This window comes from Flavobacterium rhamnosiphilum, assembly GCF_004349195.1.
Lineage (GTDB): Bacteria > Bacteroidota > Bacteroidia > Flavobacteriales > Flavobacteriaceae > Flavobacterium > Flavobacterium rhamnosiphilum.
Genome location: NZ_SMLG01000012.1, coordinates 60,579 through 79,747, shown reverse-complemented (window position 1 = coordinate 79,747; position 19,169 = coordinate 60,579). Strand labels below are relative to the sequence as shown.

At 34.4% G+C, this 19,169-nt stretch carries 19 protein-coding genes; 7 read left to right on the top strand and 12 right to left on the bottom strand.

Features of this window, described 5'->3' with window-relative positions; all coding sequences use genetic code 11:
- Positions 1 to 10: 10 nt before the first annotated feature.
- Complete coding sequence (locus E0I26_RS14125; protein WP_131917088.1) at positions 11 to 580, bottom strand: hypothetical protein; 570 nt, start codon at positions 578 to 580, stop codon at positions 11 to 13.
- A gap of 226 nt (positions 581 to 806) precedes the next feature.
- Here E0I26_RS14125 and E0I26_RS14120 point away from each other — a divergent pair, with 226 nt between their 5' ends.
- From E0I26_RS14120 to E0I26_RS14105, 4 genes are read left to right on the top strand one after another with little or no spacing between them, the layout of a single operon-like run.
- Positions 807 to 2,189, top strand: a complete 1,383-nt coding sequence (locus tag E0I26_RS14120) for an MATE family efflux transporter (RefSeq protein WP_131917087.1) — start codon at positions 807 to 809, stop codon at positions 2,187 to 2,189.
- Between the two features lie 27 nt (positions 2,190 to 2,216).
- Positions 2,217 to 2,444 carry a hypothetical protein gene (locus E0I26_RS14115; protein ID WP_091204000.1) on the top strand — a complete coding sequence of 76 codons (228 nt, stop codon included), beginning with the start codon at positions 2,217 to 2,219 and terminating at the stop codon, positions 2,442 to 2,444.
- Between the two features lie 19 nt (positions 2,445 to 2,463).
- Positions 2,464 to 2,703 (top strand): hypothetical protein, encoded by a 240-nt coding sequence (locus E0I26_RS14110; RefSeq protein ID WP_131917086.1) that lies wholly within the window; start codon positions 2,464 to 2,466, stop codon positions 2,701 to 2,703.
- Between the two features lie 55 nt (positions 2,704 to 2,758).
- Positions 2,759 to 4,699: an LTA synthase family protein gene (locus E0I26_RS14105; protein WP_131917085.1), complete on the top strand. Its 1,941-nt coding sequence runs from the start codon at positions 2,759 to 2,761 to the stop codon at positions 4,697 to 4,699.
- A 31-nt stretch (positions 4,700 to 4,730) separates the two neighbouring features.
- On the opposite strand, the gene meaB is transcribed toward E0I26_RS14105, so the two are convergent.
- From meaB to E0I26_RS14090, 3 genes are all read right to left on the bottom strand, one after another.
- Positions 4,731 to 5,831: a methylmalonyl Co-A mutase-associated GTPase MeaB gene (meaB, locus tag E0I26_RS14100; protein ID WP_165929455.1), complete on the bottom strand. Its 1,101-nt coding sequence runs from the start codon at positions 5,829 to 5,831 to the stop codon at positions 4,731 to 4,733.
- A gap of 95 nt (positions 5,832 to 5,926) precedes the next feature.
- Positions 5,927 to 6,574 (bottom strand): NAD(P)-dependent oxidoreductase, encoded by a 648-nt coding sequence (locus tag E0I26_RS14095; protein WP_131917083.1) that lies wholly within the window; start codon positions 6,572 to 6,574, stop codon positions 5,927 to 5,929.
- 55 nt (positions 6,575 to 6,629) lie between these two features.
- Positions 6,630 to 7,037, bottom strand: a complete 408-nt coding sequence (locus E0I26_RS14090) for an RrF2 family transcriptional regulator (protein ID WP_131917082.1) — start codon at positions 7,035 to 7,037, stop codon at positions 6,630 to 6,632.
- Between the two features lie 143 nt (positions 7,038 to 7,180).
- Here E0I26_RS14090 and E0I26_RS14085 point away from each other — a divergent pair, with 143 nt between their 5' ends.
- From E0I26_RS14085 to E0I26_RS14075, 3 genes are all read left to right on the top strand, one after another.
- On the top strand, positions 7,181 to 8,095 hold the full coding sequence (locus tag E0I26_RS14085) for an AEC family transporter (RefSeq protein ID WP_131917081.1): 915 nt from the start codon (positions 7,181 to 7,183) through the stop codon (positions 8,093 to 8,095).
- A gap of 54 nt (positions 8,096 to 8,149) precedes the next feature.
- The gene (locus E0I26_RS14080) at positions 8,150 to 9,361 is read left to right on the top strand and encodes an MFS transporter (protein WP_131917080.1); all 1,212 of its coding nucleotides are present in this window, start codon (positions 8,150 to 8,152) and stop codon (positions 9,359 to 9,361) included.
- 245 nt (positions 9,362 to 9,606) lie between these two features.
- Positions 9,607 to 10,245 (top strand): peroxiredoxin, encoded by a 639-nt coding sequence (locus E0I26_RS14075; protein WP_131917079.1) that lies wholly within the window; start codon positions 9,607 to 9,609, stop codon positions 10,243 to 10,245.
- Between the two features lie 195 nt (positions 10,246 to 10,440).
- On the opposite strand, the gene E0I26_RS14070 is transcribed toward E0I26_RS14075, so the two are convergent.
- From E0I26_RS14070 to E0I26_RS14035, 8 genes are all read right to left on the bottom strand, one after another.
- Positions 10,441 to 11,322 (bottom strand): DMT family transporter, encoded by an 882-nt coding sequence (locus tag E0I26_RS14070; RefSeq protein ID WP_131917078.1) that lies wholly within the window; start codon positions 11,320 to 11,322, stop codon positions 10,441 to 10,443.
- Positions 11,322 to 11,903: a GDP-mannose pyrophosphatase NudK gene (gene nudK / locus E0I26_RS14065; protein ID WP_131917077.1), complete on the bottom strand. Its 582-nt coding sequence runs from the start codon at positions 11,901 to 11,903 to the stop codon at positions 11,322 to 11,324. The genes E0I26_RS14070 and nudK overlap by 1 nt, the downstream gene beginning before the upstream one ends.
- Positions 11,904 to 11,964: 61 nt before the next feature.
- Positions 11,965 to 13,236, bottom strand: coding sequence for an adenylosuccinate synthase (locus E0I26_RS14060; RefSeq protein ID WP_131917076.1), 1,272 nt, complete (start codon positions 13,234 to 13,236; stop codon positions 11,965 to 11,967).
- 59 nt (positions 13,237 to 13,295) lie between these two features.
- A complete protein-coding gene (locus tag E0I26_RS14055; protein WP_035670620.1) occupies positions 13,296 to 13,751 on the bottom strand; it encodes a Fur family transcriptional regulator in 456 nt (151 codons plus the stop codon).
- A gap of 118 nt (positions 13,752 to 13,869) precedes the next feature.
- Entirely contained in the window at positions 13,870 to 16,089 is a 2,220-nt protein-coding gene (locus E0I26_RS14050; protein ID WP_131917075.1) for a RelA/SpoT family protein, read from the bottom strand.
- Between the two features lie 82 nt (positions 16,090 to 16,171).
- Complete coding sequence (locus E0I26_RS14045) at positions 16,172 to 16,573, bottom strand: acyl-CoA thioesterase (RefSeq protein WP_131917074.1); 402 nt, start codon at positions 16,571 to 16,573, stop codon at positions 16,172 to 16,174.
- 55 nt (positions 16,574 to 16,628) lie between these two features.
- Positions 16,629 to 18,179, bottom strand: coding sequence for a serine hydrolase (locus E0I26_RS14040; RefSeq protein ID WP_131917073.1), 1,551 nt, complete (start codon positions 18,177 to 18,179; stop codon positions 16,629 to 16,631).
- 71 nt (positions 18,180 to 18,250) lie between these two features.
- Positions 18,251 to 19,036, bottom strand: coding sequence for a TrmH family RNA methyltransferase (locus E0I26_RS14035; protein ID WP_131917072.1), 786 nt, complete (start codon positions 19,034 to 19,036; stop codon positions 18,251 to 18,253).
- Positions 19,037 to 19,169: the final 133 nt, after the last annotated feature.

Sequence of the window (19,169 nt, the reverse complement as noted above, 5' to 3'; positions counted from 1 at the left end):
AAAAACAGTCTTATAGTTTGAAACCATAAGCAACACGAACTCCAATTTGTCCTACACCTTCTCCTAAAGTTCCATTATTGTTTACTCTTGGAAAATCAGAATAGTGCTCATAACGCAAAGAGAGATCAATGTATTTTGTAGCATAACCAATACTTGGAGCTAAAATCAAGGAGGTTTGGTTGTAATCATTAGTCACTGCAAATCCTGCACCGGCTTCACCCATTACATAAAATTGATCGTTCCATACGAAAGCTTTAAAACCTGCTTTTACCGGAATAAATCCTAAATCATCTCCGTCAGCTTTACTTACAAATAAGTTATTGAAACCAGTTGTTAAGGTTACAGAATACCTTTTTGATAAATCATATTGTAATCTTGCATCGGCTCCTAAAGCTAATTTGTATGGATCATCAACAGAATATCCACCATTTAAACCAAATCCTAAACGGAATCCCTGATCGTAATTTGGAACTTCTTTAACTTCTATAACTTCTTTTGTTTCTTGTGCTTCTACATTACTAGCAAATAACATTGCTATTGCTAATGCAAATACCGTTTTAATTTTTCCAGTGATTTTCATAATTCTATTGTTTTGATTAATATTCTTTTGTCGCTATTTCTATTTGTTTCTAAACGACTTTACAAATGTATAGCCCCCATAGGCCTGTTTTGTTATAGAATTGTTGGGTTTTGTTATAGAATTCCTTGTTGAGTGTAAATAAGCAGTAAAAAAGTAGTGTTATATATGCAATAGTATTGATGCAATTGAAAGCTTCTAATTATCTTTGCCATCAAAAAAGCAAAAAGTGAATTTATCTCAGTACTTCAAAGAGTTTTCTTATAATATTACATTAGCCTACCCAGTAGTTTTAGGAATGCTAGGACATACATTAATAGGTATAGTTGATAATTTCATGGTTGGTAAATTGGGTTCTACCGAATTGGCGGCCGTTTCACTGGGTAATAGCTTTATATTCATTGCTTTGTCTTTAGGGATAGGTTTTTCTACCGCAATTACTCCATTGGTCGCTGAAGCGGATGCCGAAAAAAATGATCAAAAAATCCGATCTACTTTTCATCACGGATTGCTTTTATGTACTGTTTTAGGAGTTGCATTATTTATTTTGACGGTGTTGTCTAAACAAATTATGTATTTGATGCACCAACCCAAAGAAGTGGCTGATATGGCTGCTCCTTATATTGATTGGGTTGCGTTTTCTTTGATTCCGGTGATTATCTATCAGGGATACAAACAATTTGCTGATGGTTTAGCCAAAACAAAATATTCGATGTATGCTATTTTAATGGCTAACGTAGTGCATATCTTTTTTAATTATGTATTGATTTACGGAATTTGGGTTTTTCCAAAATTAGGAATCTTGGGTGCTGCACTAGGAACCGTATTATCAAGGATAATGATGGTAGTTTTTATGCATTACCTGATGAAAAGAAATTCAGCATTGAAAAAATATTTCAAGAATTTTAGTTTCAAAGAAATACGAAAATCAATTTTGAAAAAAATCATCAATCTTGGTTTGCCTTCAGCAATGCAAATGTTGTTTGAAGTAACTTTGTTCACAGCTGCGATTTGGCTTTCAGGCTCTTTAGGTAAAAATAGCCAGGCTGCCAATCAGATTGCACTTATTTTGGCATCATCAACTTTTATGGTAGCGATGGGTTTAAGTGTTACAGCAATGATTCGGGTGAGTCATACCAAAGGAATGAACGATTATAAAAATTTGATTATTGTAGCACGATCTATTTTTTTATTGGCGATTATACTTGAAATCTTTTTTGCGATAATTTTTGTGGTTTTTCATAATTTTTTACCGCATTTATTCTTGAATATGACGGATTCAGCCCAAATGCTAGACAACGAAGAAATCATCATTATAACTTCAAAATTACTCTTGATTGCAGCCATTTTTCAAATCTCGGACGGAATTCAAGTCGTTGTTTTGGGGGCATTACGCGGTTTGCAAGATGTAAAAATCCCTATGTACATTACCTTTGTGGCATATTGGGTCATTGGTTTTCCTATTTCCTATTATTTAGGAAAATATACCGAGCTCAAAGCCGTTGGGATCTGGATTGGACTTTTGGCGGGATTAACCGCCGCCGCTTTATTTTTGTATATTCGCTTTGCGAGATTAACAAGAAAGTTGGTGTTGCAAAATGATAACAAATAAAATACTAAATACTTAAATATTAAATTCATGGAATTACCAAAATTTTTACTGGGCGACAATACTGATTTCCCCGAAGATATTTTTATCATACACTTAGATTACCCAAGATTTATCATCAATCTAAAAGATGATGAGGTAGAGTTTATGGAAGAAGCAGAGGATCTTGACGAAGCAGAATTAAATGCTGAAATGGAAGGATTAATCGTTCTTGCCAATGAATTTTATGACCGAGAAATTAAACTTTACGAAGAGTAGGTCTAAAATATCAAGTTTTATGAAAAAAATATTTGTAGTTTTTTTGGCTTTATGTGGAGTTGGATTAGTGTTAAAAGGAATATTTGGTTTTTTTCCTTTGAATTTTAGGACAATCTCTGAAAATAATTATTCCTATGATTTAGGACATGATTTTGGTTATTTAACAGCTAAAGTTGCTAAAATTATTGTGGGTATATTTTTAATTAAATATACTTATGATTGGTTTAGTGATGAAAATAAAATGCAAGAAAACAATTAGATACTCCTAAATAATTTTTCTAAATAATAATTGTAAAGTAAAATATCCCTTTTAAATGAGAAGATTAGCTTTTCTGAAACCTGTTTTCAATTTCATAGCAATAGGATTGCTAATAACTACTTTAAGTCGAATATTTTTATTTTTTCTTTTTAAAGACAGGGTAGTAGAAACTCAAGAGTATTGGCACATTTTTCCAATTGGATTCCGAATGGATTTAATACTGTTGTGTTATTTGTCTTTTCTTCCCGCAGTTTTAATTACCTTTTTGCCCAGTAAAATTGTAAAATACACGAATAAAATTGTAGTGTTTTATAGTTTTTTATTTCTCTTTTTGATTCTTTTTGTAGAATTGGCAACGCCGGATTTTATTAAGCAATATGATACGCGCCCAAACAAGATTTTTTTAGATTATTTGATTTATCCAAAAGAAGTTGTCGGGATGTTGTTAAAAAGCTATTTAACTTCTATAATCGTTACTTTTTTAATCTTAGGAATCACGTTGTATTTTGCCATAAAAAAAGGGAATACATTATTTCACACTCAAAAATCGGATTACAAATTCAAGCTGATTATTTTTCCGTTTGTTGCTTTTTTTCTTTTTTTTGGTGCGCGTTCCAGCCTTACTTCAAAAAGACCCATTAATGCGAGTAATGCTGTTTTTTCAACGGATCAATTAACAAATTGCTTAGGATTAAACTCCTTTTACACCGTTGCTTTTGCCGCTTATTCGATAAAAAATGAAGGTAATACTAAGATGTATGGCAAAATGGATGAAGCCGAGGCGACTGCCCGCGTAAAAAAATACATGAATGTGCCAGAAACTGATTTTACCGATCCATCGATTCCATTTCTTCATAATCAAGAACCCGATTCTCTTTTAAAAAGACCGTATAACCTTGTTGTTTTTTTACAAGAAAGCCTTGGAGCGGAATACGTTGGGATTTTGGGAGGAAAACCATTAACTCCGGAGTTCGATAAACTGTCTAAGGAAGGATTGCTGTTTACCAATTTGTATTGCACCGGAACGCGAAGTGTAAGAGGAATTGAAGCCGTTATAACTGGATTTCTTCCTTCTCCATCTGAAAGTGTGGTGAAACTTGGAAATTCACAACAAGGATTTTTTACTTTGGCGGATGCTTTAAAAAGAAAAGGCTACAGCACCAGTTTTATCTATGGCGGCATGGCTAATTTTGATAACATGGCTTCTTTTTTCAATGGAAATGGTTTTGAAGACATTGTCGATCAGGATGATTTCGACAAAGACGGGAATAAATATGCTTTCAAGGGAACTTGGGGTTATTCCGATGAGGATTTGGTGGTGAAAGCTAATAATTATTTTAAATCCAAAGGAAATAAACCGTTCTTTTCGTTAATGTTTTCTACATCTAATCACGAACCTTTCGAGTATCCTTCCGGCAGAATTAAGCCTTTTGACAAAAAGCCTGCAACAGTAAACAATGCTATGAAATACGCTGATTTTTCAATTGGCAAATTTATTGAATTAGCTAAAAAAGAGGCCTATTTTAAAAACACTATTTTTATTGTTATTGCAGATCACAATACAAGAACCTACGGAAAAAATTTAGTTCCTATAAATAAGTTTCATATTCCTGCTTTGATAATTGGACCTAATGTTCCAAAAGGAAAAGTATATGATAAATTAAGCAGTCAAATTGATATTCCGCCAACTTTATTGAGTTATCTCGGAGCTCAATTTGAAACCCCGATGGTTGGAAGAAATTTAAACAGTTTGAATGCATCCACAAAAGGAAGGTCTATTATGCAGTTTAACGACATCAACGCTTTTAGAGTTGATAATCAAGTCGTAATCATGCAGCCAAACTTAAATCCGTTACAGTTTGAAATTAAGAACGATACTACTTTTATTCCTGTTAAAGTAAATACTGAATTAGCAAAAGATGCTTTAGCACACGTTATTATGGCAGGGAATTTATATAAAGAGAAAAAATATAAACTTAGGGATAAGAAGAAATAAATCGCTGTTTTCCGAAAAAGTGGAAAAGGGATTAGGGTGATTTTTTAGAATCTTGGTACAGATTTAATAATTTTTGAGCGGCTGCAAAGGGTGAAATTTCATCATTTTGCACCGCTTTTTTGTTTTGTTCTAATGACTTTTGAATTTCTGGATGGTTATAAAAATTGGTTTTCAATTGCTCGTTGATGGTCTCCAACATCCAATATTGGTTTTGTTCTTTCCTTTTTTCAAAGAAATAAGTATTGCCTTTTGTCAGTTCCAGGAATTTTTGAATGGTTTCCCAAACATCGGGTATTCCTTCATGGGTAATGGCACTGCAAGCAGCAGTTGTGGGTGTCCAACCGGATTTTTTTGCAGGGAAAAGATGCAATGCTCTATTGAATTCTAATTTAGCTAAATTTGCTTTTTTAATATTATCACCATCAGCTTTGTTGATGACAATAGCATCGGCCATTTCCATGATTCCGCGTTTGATACCCTGCAATTCATCGCCTGCTCCTGAAATTTTTAATAGAAGAAAAAAATCAACCATGCTGTGAACGGCGGTTTCGCTTTGTCCTACGCCAACCGTTTCTATAATAATAGTGTCAAAACCGGCAGCCTCACAAAGAGTAATCGTTTCTCGGGTTTTTCGAGCTACACCACCTAATGTTTCTCCCGAAGCTGATGGACGTATAAAAGCATTCTTGTCTTTAACTAATTCTTCCATTCGGGTTTTATCACCCAAAATGCTTCCATGCGAAATCGTACTGCTGGGATCAACGGCAAGTACCGCAACTTTTTTTCCTAAACCGGTCAAGTATTTTCCAAAAGCTTCAATAAAGGTGCTTTTTCCAACACCGGGAACACCGGTAATTCCTATTCTGACAGATTTGTTAGCATAAGGCAAACAGGCATTTATTACTTCATTGGCTTTTGTCAAATGGCTTACATTCGTACTTTCCACTAAGGTAATCGCACGGCTCAGAACAGTTATATTTCCCGCTAAAATCCCTTCAACGAGTTCTTTTGCCGAAGGTTGTATTTTTCTAAATTGCTGAATATGCCCAACAGCAACAGCGCTGATGATTTCAGGAGGAGAAATTCCGGGTTTTTCGTTTAAGGCGCTTGGATGATGTTTTTTATTTGGCAAAATAATTTATTTGAAAAGTAAAAGTAGTGAAAACAAAAACAGTTTCAAAAAGCAACTGCCTTATGAAACTGTTTTATTTAAGAAAATATATAGAATTAATACGCTGCTGTAAAACGAACCTGATGATGTTTTGGGTTTTCAACTTCATCAGCAATAACGACTGCTAAATCTTCAACGGATAAAATGCTTCTTTGATTTTCATCAAAAACTGGATTTTCTAATCCCAGACGGTATTTACCAGTTCTTCCTGTAGTTATGCCTTGATGCATTTCAAACGCAGGACTAAAAAATGCCCAATCCAAATCTTTTTCCTCTTTAATGATGTTCAAATAATCTCTTGCTGCCGTGGCTGCTGCATGGTATTCTTTTGGGAAATCAGGGGTGTCAACTGCTTGAAGATTGGGAGCAACGTACAAACTTCCGCCGCCGCCAATTGTAATAAATCGTTTTACGCCCGATTTTTTCACAGCTTCTTGAATTGCTTTAGAACCCGCAATAAAATCATCATAAATGTTTGGATTTGCCCAGCCTGGATTGAAGGCATTGACAACCACATCATGATTTTCTACAGTTTTTGCTAATTCATCGACGTTAAAAACATCTGCTTTAACCCATTTAATATTTTTGTCATCTGTCGTTTTTGGATTTCTGACAATGGCTGTAATTTCATGATTACGACTGGCCAATTCATTTAAAATGTGTGAGCCTACAAATCCTGTGGCTCCGATAATTGCGATTTTCATAATAGTATATTTATTAAGTAATAAAAAATGTTACAGTTTTGTTTAAAAAAATGGTTTAAAATTGATTTGAAAAATCTTCCAATGAAATGCTGCTTAATTGTAGGCTGATTTTTTCATTGATTTTTCCATATAAATTTTCTAAATTTTTATTGATTTGTTTTCCAACAGGGCAATTCGGATTCGGTTCATTTTTTGAGAATCCAAAGCTAACAGTGTCAAAAGTCATTCTAAAAATAGTGTCTAATGAAATTTTTGCGGCCGATTTTAATAATTTCGTTCCTCCATTTTTGCCTTCTTTGCTTTCTACAATACTATTTTTTTTCAGGTTTGCTATTTCTTTTCTGACCAAAACAGGATGTAAGTTGATACTTCCCGCTATAAATTCAGAAGATAAGTATTCATCTGGGAATTTAGTGAGTAATGTAAGGATATGTATTGTTATTGCAAATTTACCTGAAATCATACTGTAATAAAATATATTGCAAATATACAATTAAAAATAGAATTACCAATTTTTTGTTTTTTAACATAATCAAAAAATCTAAATGAGGATTTTCTATTCCCCTGAATAAATTTAAATGGTATTTTTGTATCCAATTCGTAATTATGAATAACTTCATTCTAATCTTTGTTTTTTTATTCCTGGGCATTGTACTGCAAAATGTAAAAGCATTTCCTGTAGTAAATGTTTACAAGCTATTAAACAAGATTGTCATTTATATCTGTCTTCCAGCTTTGGCCTTGTACTATATTCCAAAAATAGAGTGGAGTACTGAATTGCTTTTGCCAATTGGTGTATCATGGATTGGGTTTGTCGTTTCGTATTTGTTTTTCAGTTTTTTAGGAAGCAAATTCGGATGGTCTAAAAAACTCATCGGATGTTTAATTATAACTGCCGGTTTAGGGAATACTTCCTTTTTAGGCTTCCCAATAATTGAAGCATTATATGGCGAAGAAGGTTTGAAAACGGCTATTTTAGTCGATCAACCTGGTTCTTTTGTCGTGCTTTCTACATTGGCAATTCTCGTGGCAACCGTATATTCGACCGGAAGCCCAAACGGTTTTCAAATTGCCAAAAAAATTCTTCTTTTCCCACCATTTATAACTTTTTTGGTAGCCTGTTTGATGAATGTTTTTAATGTTGATTTTCAGGATTACGTTCAGATTCTATTGCAAAAATTGGGAAGTAGTGTGACTCCGCTGGCTTTGCTTTCTGTTGGTTTGCAACTGCGTTTTGACAGGAAAAGTAAGCATTGGAAGTTTTTAGGACTGGGTCTTTTGTATAAATTAATAGTGACTCCGGCTCTCATTTACTTGTTGTATGTCGTAATTTTGCAACAGCATTCTAAAATTATTCAAGTTGCCATAATGGAGTCAGCGATGGCACCCATGATTACAGCTTGTATTTTAGCATCTACCCACGGTTTAAAGCCCCGTTTATGCAGCATGATGATTGGTTTTGGAATTCCATTATCGTTTATCACCTTGTTATTTTGGTATTTTGTGGTTCAGTTTGTTTAAATTTTCTGAAACGAATTTGGACCAATAGTTATTAATATCGTTTTATTTAAAAATATGAATTCATCTCTTGATAATGTATCAAAAATTGATACAACTCCTATTGCTCAGCAAACCGTTTACTCCGTATTATTTTCCATTGCATTCGCCCATTTATTGAATGATTTATTACAAGCCGTTATTCCGGCAGCCTATCCTATTTTAAAGGAAAATTTCAATTTAACTTTTACACAAATCGGGTTAATCACCTTGGCGTATCAATTGGCGGCTTCTATATTGCAACCTTTGGTTGGTTTGTATACGGACAAAAGACCAAAGCCTTTTTCTCAAATTTTTGGAATGCTGTTTACCTTATCCGGAATTGTGTTTTTATCGTATGCTTCCAGTTTTTCGATGATTATAATTTCGGTTGTTTTGGTTGGGATTGGTTCTTCCATTTTTCATCCTGAAGCTTCCCGAATCTCCTTTTTGGCATCTGGTGGAAAGCGTGGTTTGGCGCAATCCATTTTCCAGTTGGGAGGGAATGCCGGGACAGCAATCGGACCTTTATTAGTGGCATTAATTGTGGTTCCAAATTCACAATATTACATTATTTGGTTTGTGGTTGTTGCCATTATCGGATTGATTGTTTTGAGTAGAATCGCGCTGTGGTATCAAAACCATTTGAGTTTGAGAAGTACCAAGAAAGCAGTAATCGATTTGCCTAATTTGTCTCAAAAAACGATTGTAATCTCGGTGGGAATTTTGATGGTTTTGATATTTTCAAAATTCTTTTACATGGCAAGTATGTCCAGTTATTTTACGTTTTACTTAATCGAAAAATTTGGATTGTCGGTTCAGGAAGCGCAATTTCATTTGGTTTTGTTTTTAGCTTCTTGTGCAATCGGAACTTTAATTGGTGGGCCATTAGGCGATAAATTTGGAAGAAAATATGTGATTTGGTTTTCGGTTTTGGGAGCAGCACCTTTTACTTTATTGTTGCCGTATGTCGATTTGTTTTGGACAGGCGTTTTATCAGTCTTAATTGGAACCATAATCTCCTCTGCATTTCCCGCTATTTTGGTTTTTGCACAAGAATTATTGCCTAAAAAACTCGGAATGGTTTCCGGTCTTTTCTATGGTTTTGCCTTTGGAATGGGAGGTTTGGGTTCTGCTTTATTGGGAAATCTTGCAGATCACACCAGCATCACGTATGTGTATTATCTTTGTGCGTATTTGCCTTTGATAGGAATTATTGCACTCTTTTTGCCCAATTTAAAGAAGAAATAATACATTCTAAATTTATTTTCAGGAGCTATTTCCTGCTCTGCACTGTATCTTTTGTTTTTTAAAGAAAAAAACAAAAGGATGCCGTTGCGATCAGGGCTAGGGCATTTGGTTTCTTAATTGCATTATTTTTGAATTATTATTTTCTAAGTTTCATAAAAATTAGTAGAATTTTAAGATTAGTTTTCTCCTTATATTGCGTTTATTTCAATACCTTACAGTGTTACTAATCAATAAAATAAACAAGTATGGCAACATTACGATTAGGCGATATAGCTCCTGATTTTGAAGCAGAAACGTCACAAGGAAAAATAAAATTTCATGAATGGTTAGGAGATTCTTGGGGTGTTTTATTCTCCCATCCAGCTGATTTTACACCTGTTTGTACCACTGAGTTAGGAACAGTTGCCAATTATTATCCTGAATTTGAAAAACGAAATGTAAAAGTAATCGCATTGAGTGTTGATGGAGTGGATTCGCACATGGAGTGGATTAAAGACATCAATGAAACTCAAAATACAACAGTAAATTTCCCTATAATTGCTGATGAAGACAAGCATGTTGCTGAATTATATGATATGATTCATCCCAATGCAAATGAGAGTTTCACGGTTCGTTCCGTTTTTATAATTGGACCAGATAAGAAAATAAAATTGACCTTGACGTATCCTGCGTCAACCGGTAGAAATTTCGACGAATTATTGCGTGTAATTGATAGTTTACAATTGACTGCTAAATACAGCGTAGCAACGCCGGCAAACTGGAAAGATGGTGATAAGGTGGTAATTTCGACAGCGGTTAAGGATGAAGATATAGCTGCTAAATTTCCAAAAGGCTACGAAAGAGTAAAACCGTATTTAAGAATGACACCGCAGCCTAATAAATAGTGATTTTTTAGAAGATCTTACCAATCAAAAAGCAGAATGAATTTATTTTCACTCTGCTTTTTTTTAACATATAACACCAAACAGTAAGTCATTGAAATTTTTTAATGCAATTTAGAACTTCTTCAAATTTTCTCTTTACCTCTTAATCTCATTGTTGAAATTACTAATTGATTTAGTAATAAAAAAACTGAATAGTTACTTCTTATTGGTAATTAATAACCCGGAAATAATGATTCCCATGCTTATAATCTGTGTTAGTAAAATAGCTTGATTAAGAAAAAAATACGCCAGAATCCCACTGAATACGGGAATTAAATAATAAATTAATGCTGTTTTTGATGTGCCAATTAATCGAATGGCTTCGTTCCATAAATAAAAAGAAATTAAGGAAGCGCAGATGCCTACATAGGTGGTTACCATGACTGTTTTAGTGTTAAAAATCACTTTTTTATAATACATGTGTTCATACATGTAAAAAGGGAACAGTAAAATTGTACCAATTACAAAAACACTAAACAAAAATACTTTTGGGGTTAACTCATCTGGTTTTTTGCGTACTAAAATAGTGTAACAAGCAAAAAAGAAACAAGCCACAAGCATCAATAAATCCCCGATTGTGAAGCTGATATTGAGTAATGCTTGTAAGGAACCTTTGGAAATAAGGACTAAAACTCCTGTGATTATGGTTGCAATTCCCACTATTTTTATATTGGAAACTTTCTCTTTAAAAATAATCCTGGAGAGTACAACAATAAATAGCGGAATCGAAATCGCTATTAACGATAAGTTGACTGCGCTCGTTGTTCTTCCTGCAAAGTAAATCAGCGTATTAAAAATAGTGATGCCCAATACAGCCGTAAGCGTAAGATACCGGATGTGTTTCTTTACAATTTTGAAACTTTTATAAGTGCTTTTTATAGCAAACGGAGCCAAAACGATACAAGCAACAGTCCATCGCCAAAAAGCCAATCCAATAGGAGGAATATGACCTTTTATGCCACTGGCAATTACCATATTTACTGACCAAAGAAAGGTAGCTAATAAGGCAAATAAAACCCCTTTAGTCGTATTATTCATTAAATAAGACTGTTTATTTTGGCATATTGTAATAACATAATGGTCTTTGCATCCTGCATTTGACCAGATTCAATCATAGAATACGCCTCGTCAAAAGACATTTCCATCACATCTATATTTTCTTCTTCATGTTCCACTCCGCCACCGTCACTCACTTTCATGGATTCATCGTATTCGCCAACAAATAAGTATAAAATTTCGGTTACGGCACCGGGTGACATATAGGTTTCCATTACCTTTTTTACTTTAGAAATACGGTATCCTGTTTCTTCTTCAGTTTCTCGAATGATACATTGTTCTGGATTGTCTTGGTCCAGAAGTCCTGCGCAAACCTCAATCATCATTCCGGTTTCATTTCCGTTAAGGTACGTTGGCAAGCGAAACTGTCGCGTTAAAATAACTGTTTTTTGTTGTGTGTTGTATAATAAAATGGCAGCGCCGTTTCCTCGATCATAGACTTCTCTTTTTTGGGTAATCCAGGAGTCGTCTTTTTTCTGATAGTCAAAAGTTACTTTGTTTAAAATGTACCAATTATCAGAGAGCAATTCGGTTTTTTGTATTTTAATAGTTGGATTTTTCATTCGGTTGGATTGGTTTTTAAACTAAAAAAAACGCTCTGAATTTTCAGAGCGTTTAGTAATCTTATTTTAGAATAGTTTGCTTTCTGTCTGGACCTACAGAAACTATTTTGATAGGAACTTCCACTTCTTTTTCAATGAATTCAATGTATTCTTTCAACTCTGTCGGTAATTCATCATACGTTGTCATACCAGTTAAATCTTGTTTCCATCCTTTGAAATCCTGATAAACTGGAGTTACATTTTCTGGTTCGATGTTATAAGGGAAATGAGAAATTTTCTCTCCTTTATAATTGTATTCCGTACATACTTTTAAAGTTTCAAATCCTGAAAGTACATCACCTTTCATCATCATCAGTTGCGTTACACCATTAATCTGAACAGCATATTTAAGTGCTACTAAGTCTAACCAGCCACAACGTCTTTGTCTTCCGGTTACAGATCCAAATTCATTTCCTACACGTGCCATAGTTGCACCATCTTCGTCAAAAAGTTCAGTAGGGAATGGACCACTTCCTACGCGTGTTACGTAAGCTTTGAAAATTCCGTATACTTCCTTGATTTTATTTGGAGCAATTCCTAAACCGGTACAAGCACCAGCAGCGGTAGTATTAGATGAAGTTACAAATGGATAGGTTCCAAAATCAACGTCCAATAATGAACCTTGAGCACCTTCACATAATATTGATTTACCAGCTTTTTGAGCTTGGTGCAAATATTCTTCGCTATCTATAAAATCCAGTTTTTTTAATTCTTCAATGGATTCAAAAAATTCTTTTTCTAATTCTTCAAGATTGTATTGGATAGCAACATCGTAGAATTTAATCATTGCTTCATGCTTGTCAGCCAAAGCTCTGTAACGATCTGCAAAATCTTCTAATTCGATATCGCCTACACGAAGACCGTTTCTTCCGGTTTTGTCCATATACGTTGGACCAATTCCTTTTAATGTAGAACCTATTTTTGCTTTCCCTTTAGAAGCCTCAGAAGCAGCATCTAATAAACGGTGCGTTGGCAAAATTAAATGTGCTTTTCTTGAAATGATTAATTTGCTTTTGATGTCTAAATTAAATTTCTCAAGACCTTCGATTTCTTTTTGAAAAACTACAGGATCAATTACTACTCCGTTTCCAATGATGTTTACAGCCGTTTTATGAAAAATACCAGAAGGAATAGTTCTAAGAACATGTTTTATTCCGTCAAATTCCAAGGTATGTCCTGCATTTGGACCTCCTTGAAAACGAGCGATAATATCATAATTTGAAGTTAGAACATCAACAATTTTTCCTTTTCCTTCATCTCCCCATTGTAATCCTAGTAATAAATCTACGGTCATTCTATCTGTTATTTTGTAGTTAGTGATATTTTGAAGGGACAACTAGTCAGTTGTCCATACTATTTTTGTTTTTTTATTCCATATAAATATAAGGAATGGTTGGTAATCTCTATGTCGAATATTTCTTCGATTGTTTTTTTGATACTTTGAATTCTTGGATCACAAAACTCGATTACTTCACCAGTATCAGTCATTATAATATGATCGTGCTGTTTGTCAAAATATGATTTTTCATAATGTGCCTGATTTTGTCCAAATTGGTGTTTACGCACTAAAGCACAATCCAATAGCAATTCAATCGTATTGTAAAGAGTTGCTCTACTCACACGATAGTTTTTATTTTTCATTTTGATATAAAGATTCTCTACATCAAAATGTTCTTCGCTATCGTAAATTTCCTGAAGGATAGCATAACGTTCAGGAGTCTTGCGATGTCCTTTTTTTTCAAGATACATTGTAAAAACATTTTTTACAATTTCTTGGTTTTTGGTGTTATCTGTGGAAATGAGTGTCATATGCGGGCAAAGATAAATTTTTTAGTTTAAAGTATAAAGTTTCAGGTTTGTTTAGTTTCAAGTTTTTTAGTTTCAGGTTGAATAAACGGAGATTTGAAACTAAAAACTGGATTTTTTTCTATGTTTTATAAACCCTTGTTACTTTATCGATTCCGTCAATTTTTTTGATGTTATTGATCATTTTTTTCAAAATAGTATTGTTTTGAACAATTACGGCAACTTGACCATGAAAAATTCCTGCATCAGTACTCAAAGAAATACTCTGAATATTAACATGCATATTGTTTGAAATCACCTTTGTTAATTGGTTTGTAAGTCCTAAAACATCCATTCCGGTTATGTTTATGATGGCTTTGAATTCTTCTTGTGAAGAGTCAATCCATTTGGCGGTCATTATTCGGTAGGCATAATTAGATTGCATCCCAATGGCGTTTGGACAATCTTTTTTATGCACTTTTATTCCTTCGTTGATCGTTACAAATCCAAATACATCATCACCCGGAATCGGGTTGCAACAAGGCGATAATTTATAATCCAGTTTGTCATGTTCCTTTCCAAAAACAAGTAAATCATAGTTACTGCTTATGATTGGTTTATGAATGTCTTCATCAGCAGTGCTTGGCGAACGTTTCATTTTATTTTTGAAAAAATTAATGAAAGTATTGCTTTTTTGTGCTGCGTAGTCTTTGAGTTGCTGATTTTCAATAGCACCAATTCCCACTCTATAAAACAAATCTAAACTCGTTTTTAGTTTGAAAAAGTTAACCAATTCGTTAACCACTGATTCATTTAACGTTATTTTTAAATGTTTTAATTTTCGAGTAAGGAGTTCTTTTCCTTCCTCGCCAATTTTCTTGGTGTTTTCGTTTAAAACATTTTTTATCTTCGTTTTGGCTCTGGAAGTAGTTACATAATCCAGCCAGTTGGAAGTTGGTTTTTGATGTTGTGAGGTGATAACTTCAATTTGATCGCCACTTTTTAATTCGAAGTTCAAAGGAACTAATTTCCCATTGACACGAGTTCCTCTAGTTCTAATTCCTATTTCAGAGTGAATACTGAAAGCAAAATCAAGTGAAGTGGCACCTTTAGGCAATGATTTTATTTCTCCTTTTGGAGTAAATACAAAGATTTCTTTAGAATATAAATTCATTTTGAAATCTTCCACAAAATCTACTGCATTCGTTTCTGAACTTTCCAGGGCTTCTTTTAATAAGTTTAGCCAAACATCGAGACCGCTTTCTTCAGTAGCACCATTTTTATATTTGTAATGTGCAGCATATCCTTTTTCGGCAATTTCGTCCATGCGTTCGCTTCGAACCTGAACTTCGACCCAGCGGCCTTTTGGTCCCATAACGGTAATATGCAGCGCTTCGTAACCGGTAGATTTTGGTGACGAAATCCAGTCACGTAAACGACTTGGGCTTGGTCTATAATGATCTGTTACGATAGAATAGATCTTCCAGGCAATAAATTTTTCGTCATGAGGATTAGATTTGTAAACGATGCGCAACGCAAACTTATCATACACTTCGTCGAAGCTTACGTTTTGCGCTTTCATTTTTCGTCGAATTGAGTAGATAGATTTTGGACGACCTTTTATAATATACTCGACTCCTTCTTCATCCAAAGCTGTTTTTAGAACGGCTGTAATATCAGCAATGTAGGCATCTTGCTCTTCCTTGGTTTCTTTTATTTTGCTTACAATATCATTATAAACTGCTGGTTCCGTATATTTTAATCCTAAATCTTCCAGCTTTGTTTTTATGTTGTATAAACCCAATCGGTGCGCTAATGGAGCGTATATATACAAAGTCTCCGATGCAATTTTGGTTTGTTTGTCTTCCTGCATCGATTCCATAGTTTGCATATTGTGCAAACGATCGGCTAGTTTTATCAGAATTACTCGAACGTCATCATTCAGTGTAAGAATCATTTTTCGGAAATTCTCGGCTTGTAATGATGCATTCAAATCCTTTTGAACCAATGATATTTTGGTCAAACCTTCAACAAGTTGTGCTACTTTTGGATTAAACAAACGTTCGATGTCCGGAACCGTCATTAGCGTGTCTTCGACAACATCATGCAATAAAGCGGCGGCAATGGATGTGGCTCCCAAACCTATTTCCGAGGCAACAATTTTTGCCACAGCAATAGGATGAAAGATATAAGCTTCTCCTGATTTTCTTCGTTGATCTTTATGCGCATCTACTGAAACATCAAAAGCCTTACGAATAAGTTTTTTGCCTTCCGGAGTTAAGGTTTGGTAGCTTATGCGAAGTAATTCTTTGTATTCTTGAGCAATTGCTTTGTTTTCTTTTTCTAAATCTATTTCTGTCATAACGGCATGGTTCAATTCCTAAAAATAACAATAAGTAATGAAATAAACAAGAAGATTTTAGGATTTGAAAATAATAAAGGATCTATACTGGTTCATTATTGTCTAAAATGCGCATTGGCTTTTTGTTTTCATCCAATGCAACAAAAGTAAAATTCCCTGTTATGGCCTTTTCTCTATGATTGCTATACATTTGCTCGATATAGATTTCCACTTTCACATCTAAACTCGTGTTTCCTATTTTTGATACTTTTCCTATAAGTTCTACAATTGTTCCGGCAGGAATGGGCTTTTTAAAATCAATTCTGTCAGATGAAACGGTTACGCATCTTTTTCTGGTAAACCTGGTGGCTGCTATAAAAGCTACTTCATCCATCATCAACATGGCAGTTCCGCCAAATAAAGTATCGTAATGATTAGTTGTGCTTGGGAAAACGGTTTTGAAAATTCTGGTTTCAGCGTGTGCAATTTTTTCTTCTAAATTCATTTTTTGGATATAAAATAGTTTGTTGTTGTTTTAAAAATATAGTAGTCGACAGTAATTATTTGTTCACTCTCTTGAAATCTAAATCCTGAAAATCGTAACTGAAGTCGGTTAATTCTGAAATCGGTTTCATTTTGATTGCAATTGCTTTTCCGGCTGCATCATATTCAAAGAATAGATGAGCATCAGCATGAAAATAGGCATTGTTCCATTTTACGACTAAGTTTTTCTCTTTGTAGAAGAATAATTCTCCTGTAAGTCTTGGAGAACGCTTGGAGGCGAAAAACAATTTTCCTTTCTTTTCGCTAATTACAATTTCGCCAAACCATACGTCTTTGTATGTACCAACGTAATTGTTGAAGTCAATTTTGGTATTTATTTTTTTGTTTTCGGCAACCAATGCCCAAACTTCATCAGTTACTTTATCTGCAGAGTCTTCGCTGGCTTTTACTCTATTGCTATAAACGGTAACATAATCATCCGATTTGATTCCCAAGTAGGAGTCTTTTATAGTGTTGGATATCGCATAAAAAGCGGCACCTGATTGCTGGTTGGTCAAAACTATAATTCCTAAATTCAGTTCAGGAAGGAGGGTAACAAGAGTGACAATTCCTTCTAAGCTTCCAGAATGTCTCACTTGTTTGTATCCTTTTTCATCTGTTAAATACCAACCCAATCCATAGGAACGAAAATGAGTGTTGTAAGGTGGTTTTGTGGTCACAGGCATTATAGTTTGTGGAGTCCACATCTCATTATGTTCTTTTTCGGAGAATAATTGTTGGTTTTCGGCACCGTATTTCCCGTTGTTCAATTGCATAATCATCCATTTACTCATGTCATTGACACTGGAGTATATTCCTCCGGCGGGATCAAGTATCTGGTTTTTATATCTAGAGATTACTTTGAGTTTTCCATCAATAGGAACATGAGGTACAATGATATTTGTCGTGTCTTTCAATCGAACAAAAGAAGCGGCACTATTATTCATTTCTAAGGGTTTCATCATGCGTTGTTCTACAAAATCACACCAGCTCAAACCGCTTGCTACGCGAATTACTTCTCCGGCAACAATGTACAGTAAATTGTCATAATCGTATTGTGTTCTAAATGCCGAAACGGGTTTCAAATATTGTAAATTCTCAATAATATCTTTTGGTGTAAAATTGCTGCCTCCTGGCCACCACATTAAATCGCCTGCGCCAAGACCCAATCCGCTGCGGTGTGTCAATAAATCCCGAATCGTAAATTCATTCGTTACATACTCATTATACATTTTGAAATTAGGAAGGTTTTTAATCACTTTATCATCCCATTTTACTTTTCCTTCATCTACTAACATCGCCAATGCGGCGCTGGTAAATGCTTTACTGTTCGATGCTATTCCAAAAAGGGTATTTGCATCTACTTTTTCATTAGTTAAAATTGATTTTACACCATATCCTTTGGCATGAATAATCTTTCCGTCTTTCACGATGGCGACGGCAATTCCGGGAACATTGAATGTTTTTAGCGTACGATCTACTAATTCATCGACGTGAGTCGAACTGATTTGTGCGAAAGAAAGTGAGGTTGAAAGTAATGCTATTGCAACGAATAATTTGTTTTTCATAGTATTTATATTTTCTTTTTTTTGAAATCTGAAATCAAAAATCGTTAATCTGCTCCCGAAAGCTTTCGGGACTAAAATCCTCTCTGTCTTTTGGCTTCAAAAATCAAGATGGCGGCTGCAACCGAAACATTCATAGAATCGATCTCGCCTTGCATTGGAATAATAATATTTTGAGTCGCTTCCTTTCTCCATTCTTCAGTCAATCCTGTGGCTTCCGTCCCTACAATCAAAGCGGTTGGCGTGGTGTAATCTTGCGTGTGATAGGAAGTGGAGTTTTGTAAAGTCGCACAATAAAAATTGATTTTTCTTTCTTTCAAAAAGGCAATAATTTCTGATGTTGTTCCGGTTGCAATTTGATTGGTAAATAAACAACCTACGCTGGAACGCACAATATTTGGATTGTATAAATCGCTTTTTGGATTGGCAATAATTACCGCGTCGAGATTAGCAGCGTCTGCAGTACGAAGTAAAGCGCCGATATTTCCAGGCTTTTCCGGTGCTTCGGCAATAAGAATTAATGGATTTTCAGATAATTTTAAATCAGTTAATTGCAACGATTTGGTTTTGGCTACAGCCAAAATTCCTTCGGTGGTATCCCGATAGGCCAGTTTTTGATAGACTTCTTTATTGATTTCTATCAATTCTGCATTTTTAGATAATTGACGGACTTCGGCTTCGGAACAAATTTCAGGTAAAAATAACAGCGTTTCCATTTCATAACTTCCTTTGATGGCAATAGAAATTTCACGTTTTCCCTCAATTAAAAAGGTTCCGGATTGTTTACGAGCTTTTGCTTTTTCCTGCAATTGCACTAAAGATTTTATATATGGATTTTGTATCGAAGTGATTTGTTTCAAGAGGTACAACTATTTAATTTATAGGAAACAAAGATACACAGAGAAAATTCAGTTTTCTATATTTGGTTTCGAATATTTATCTACTGAAACAGGCGTGGATTAAATGTAGACAATATGAGTTGGTTACACGAGT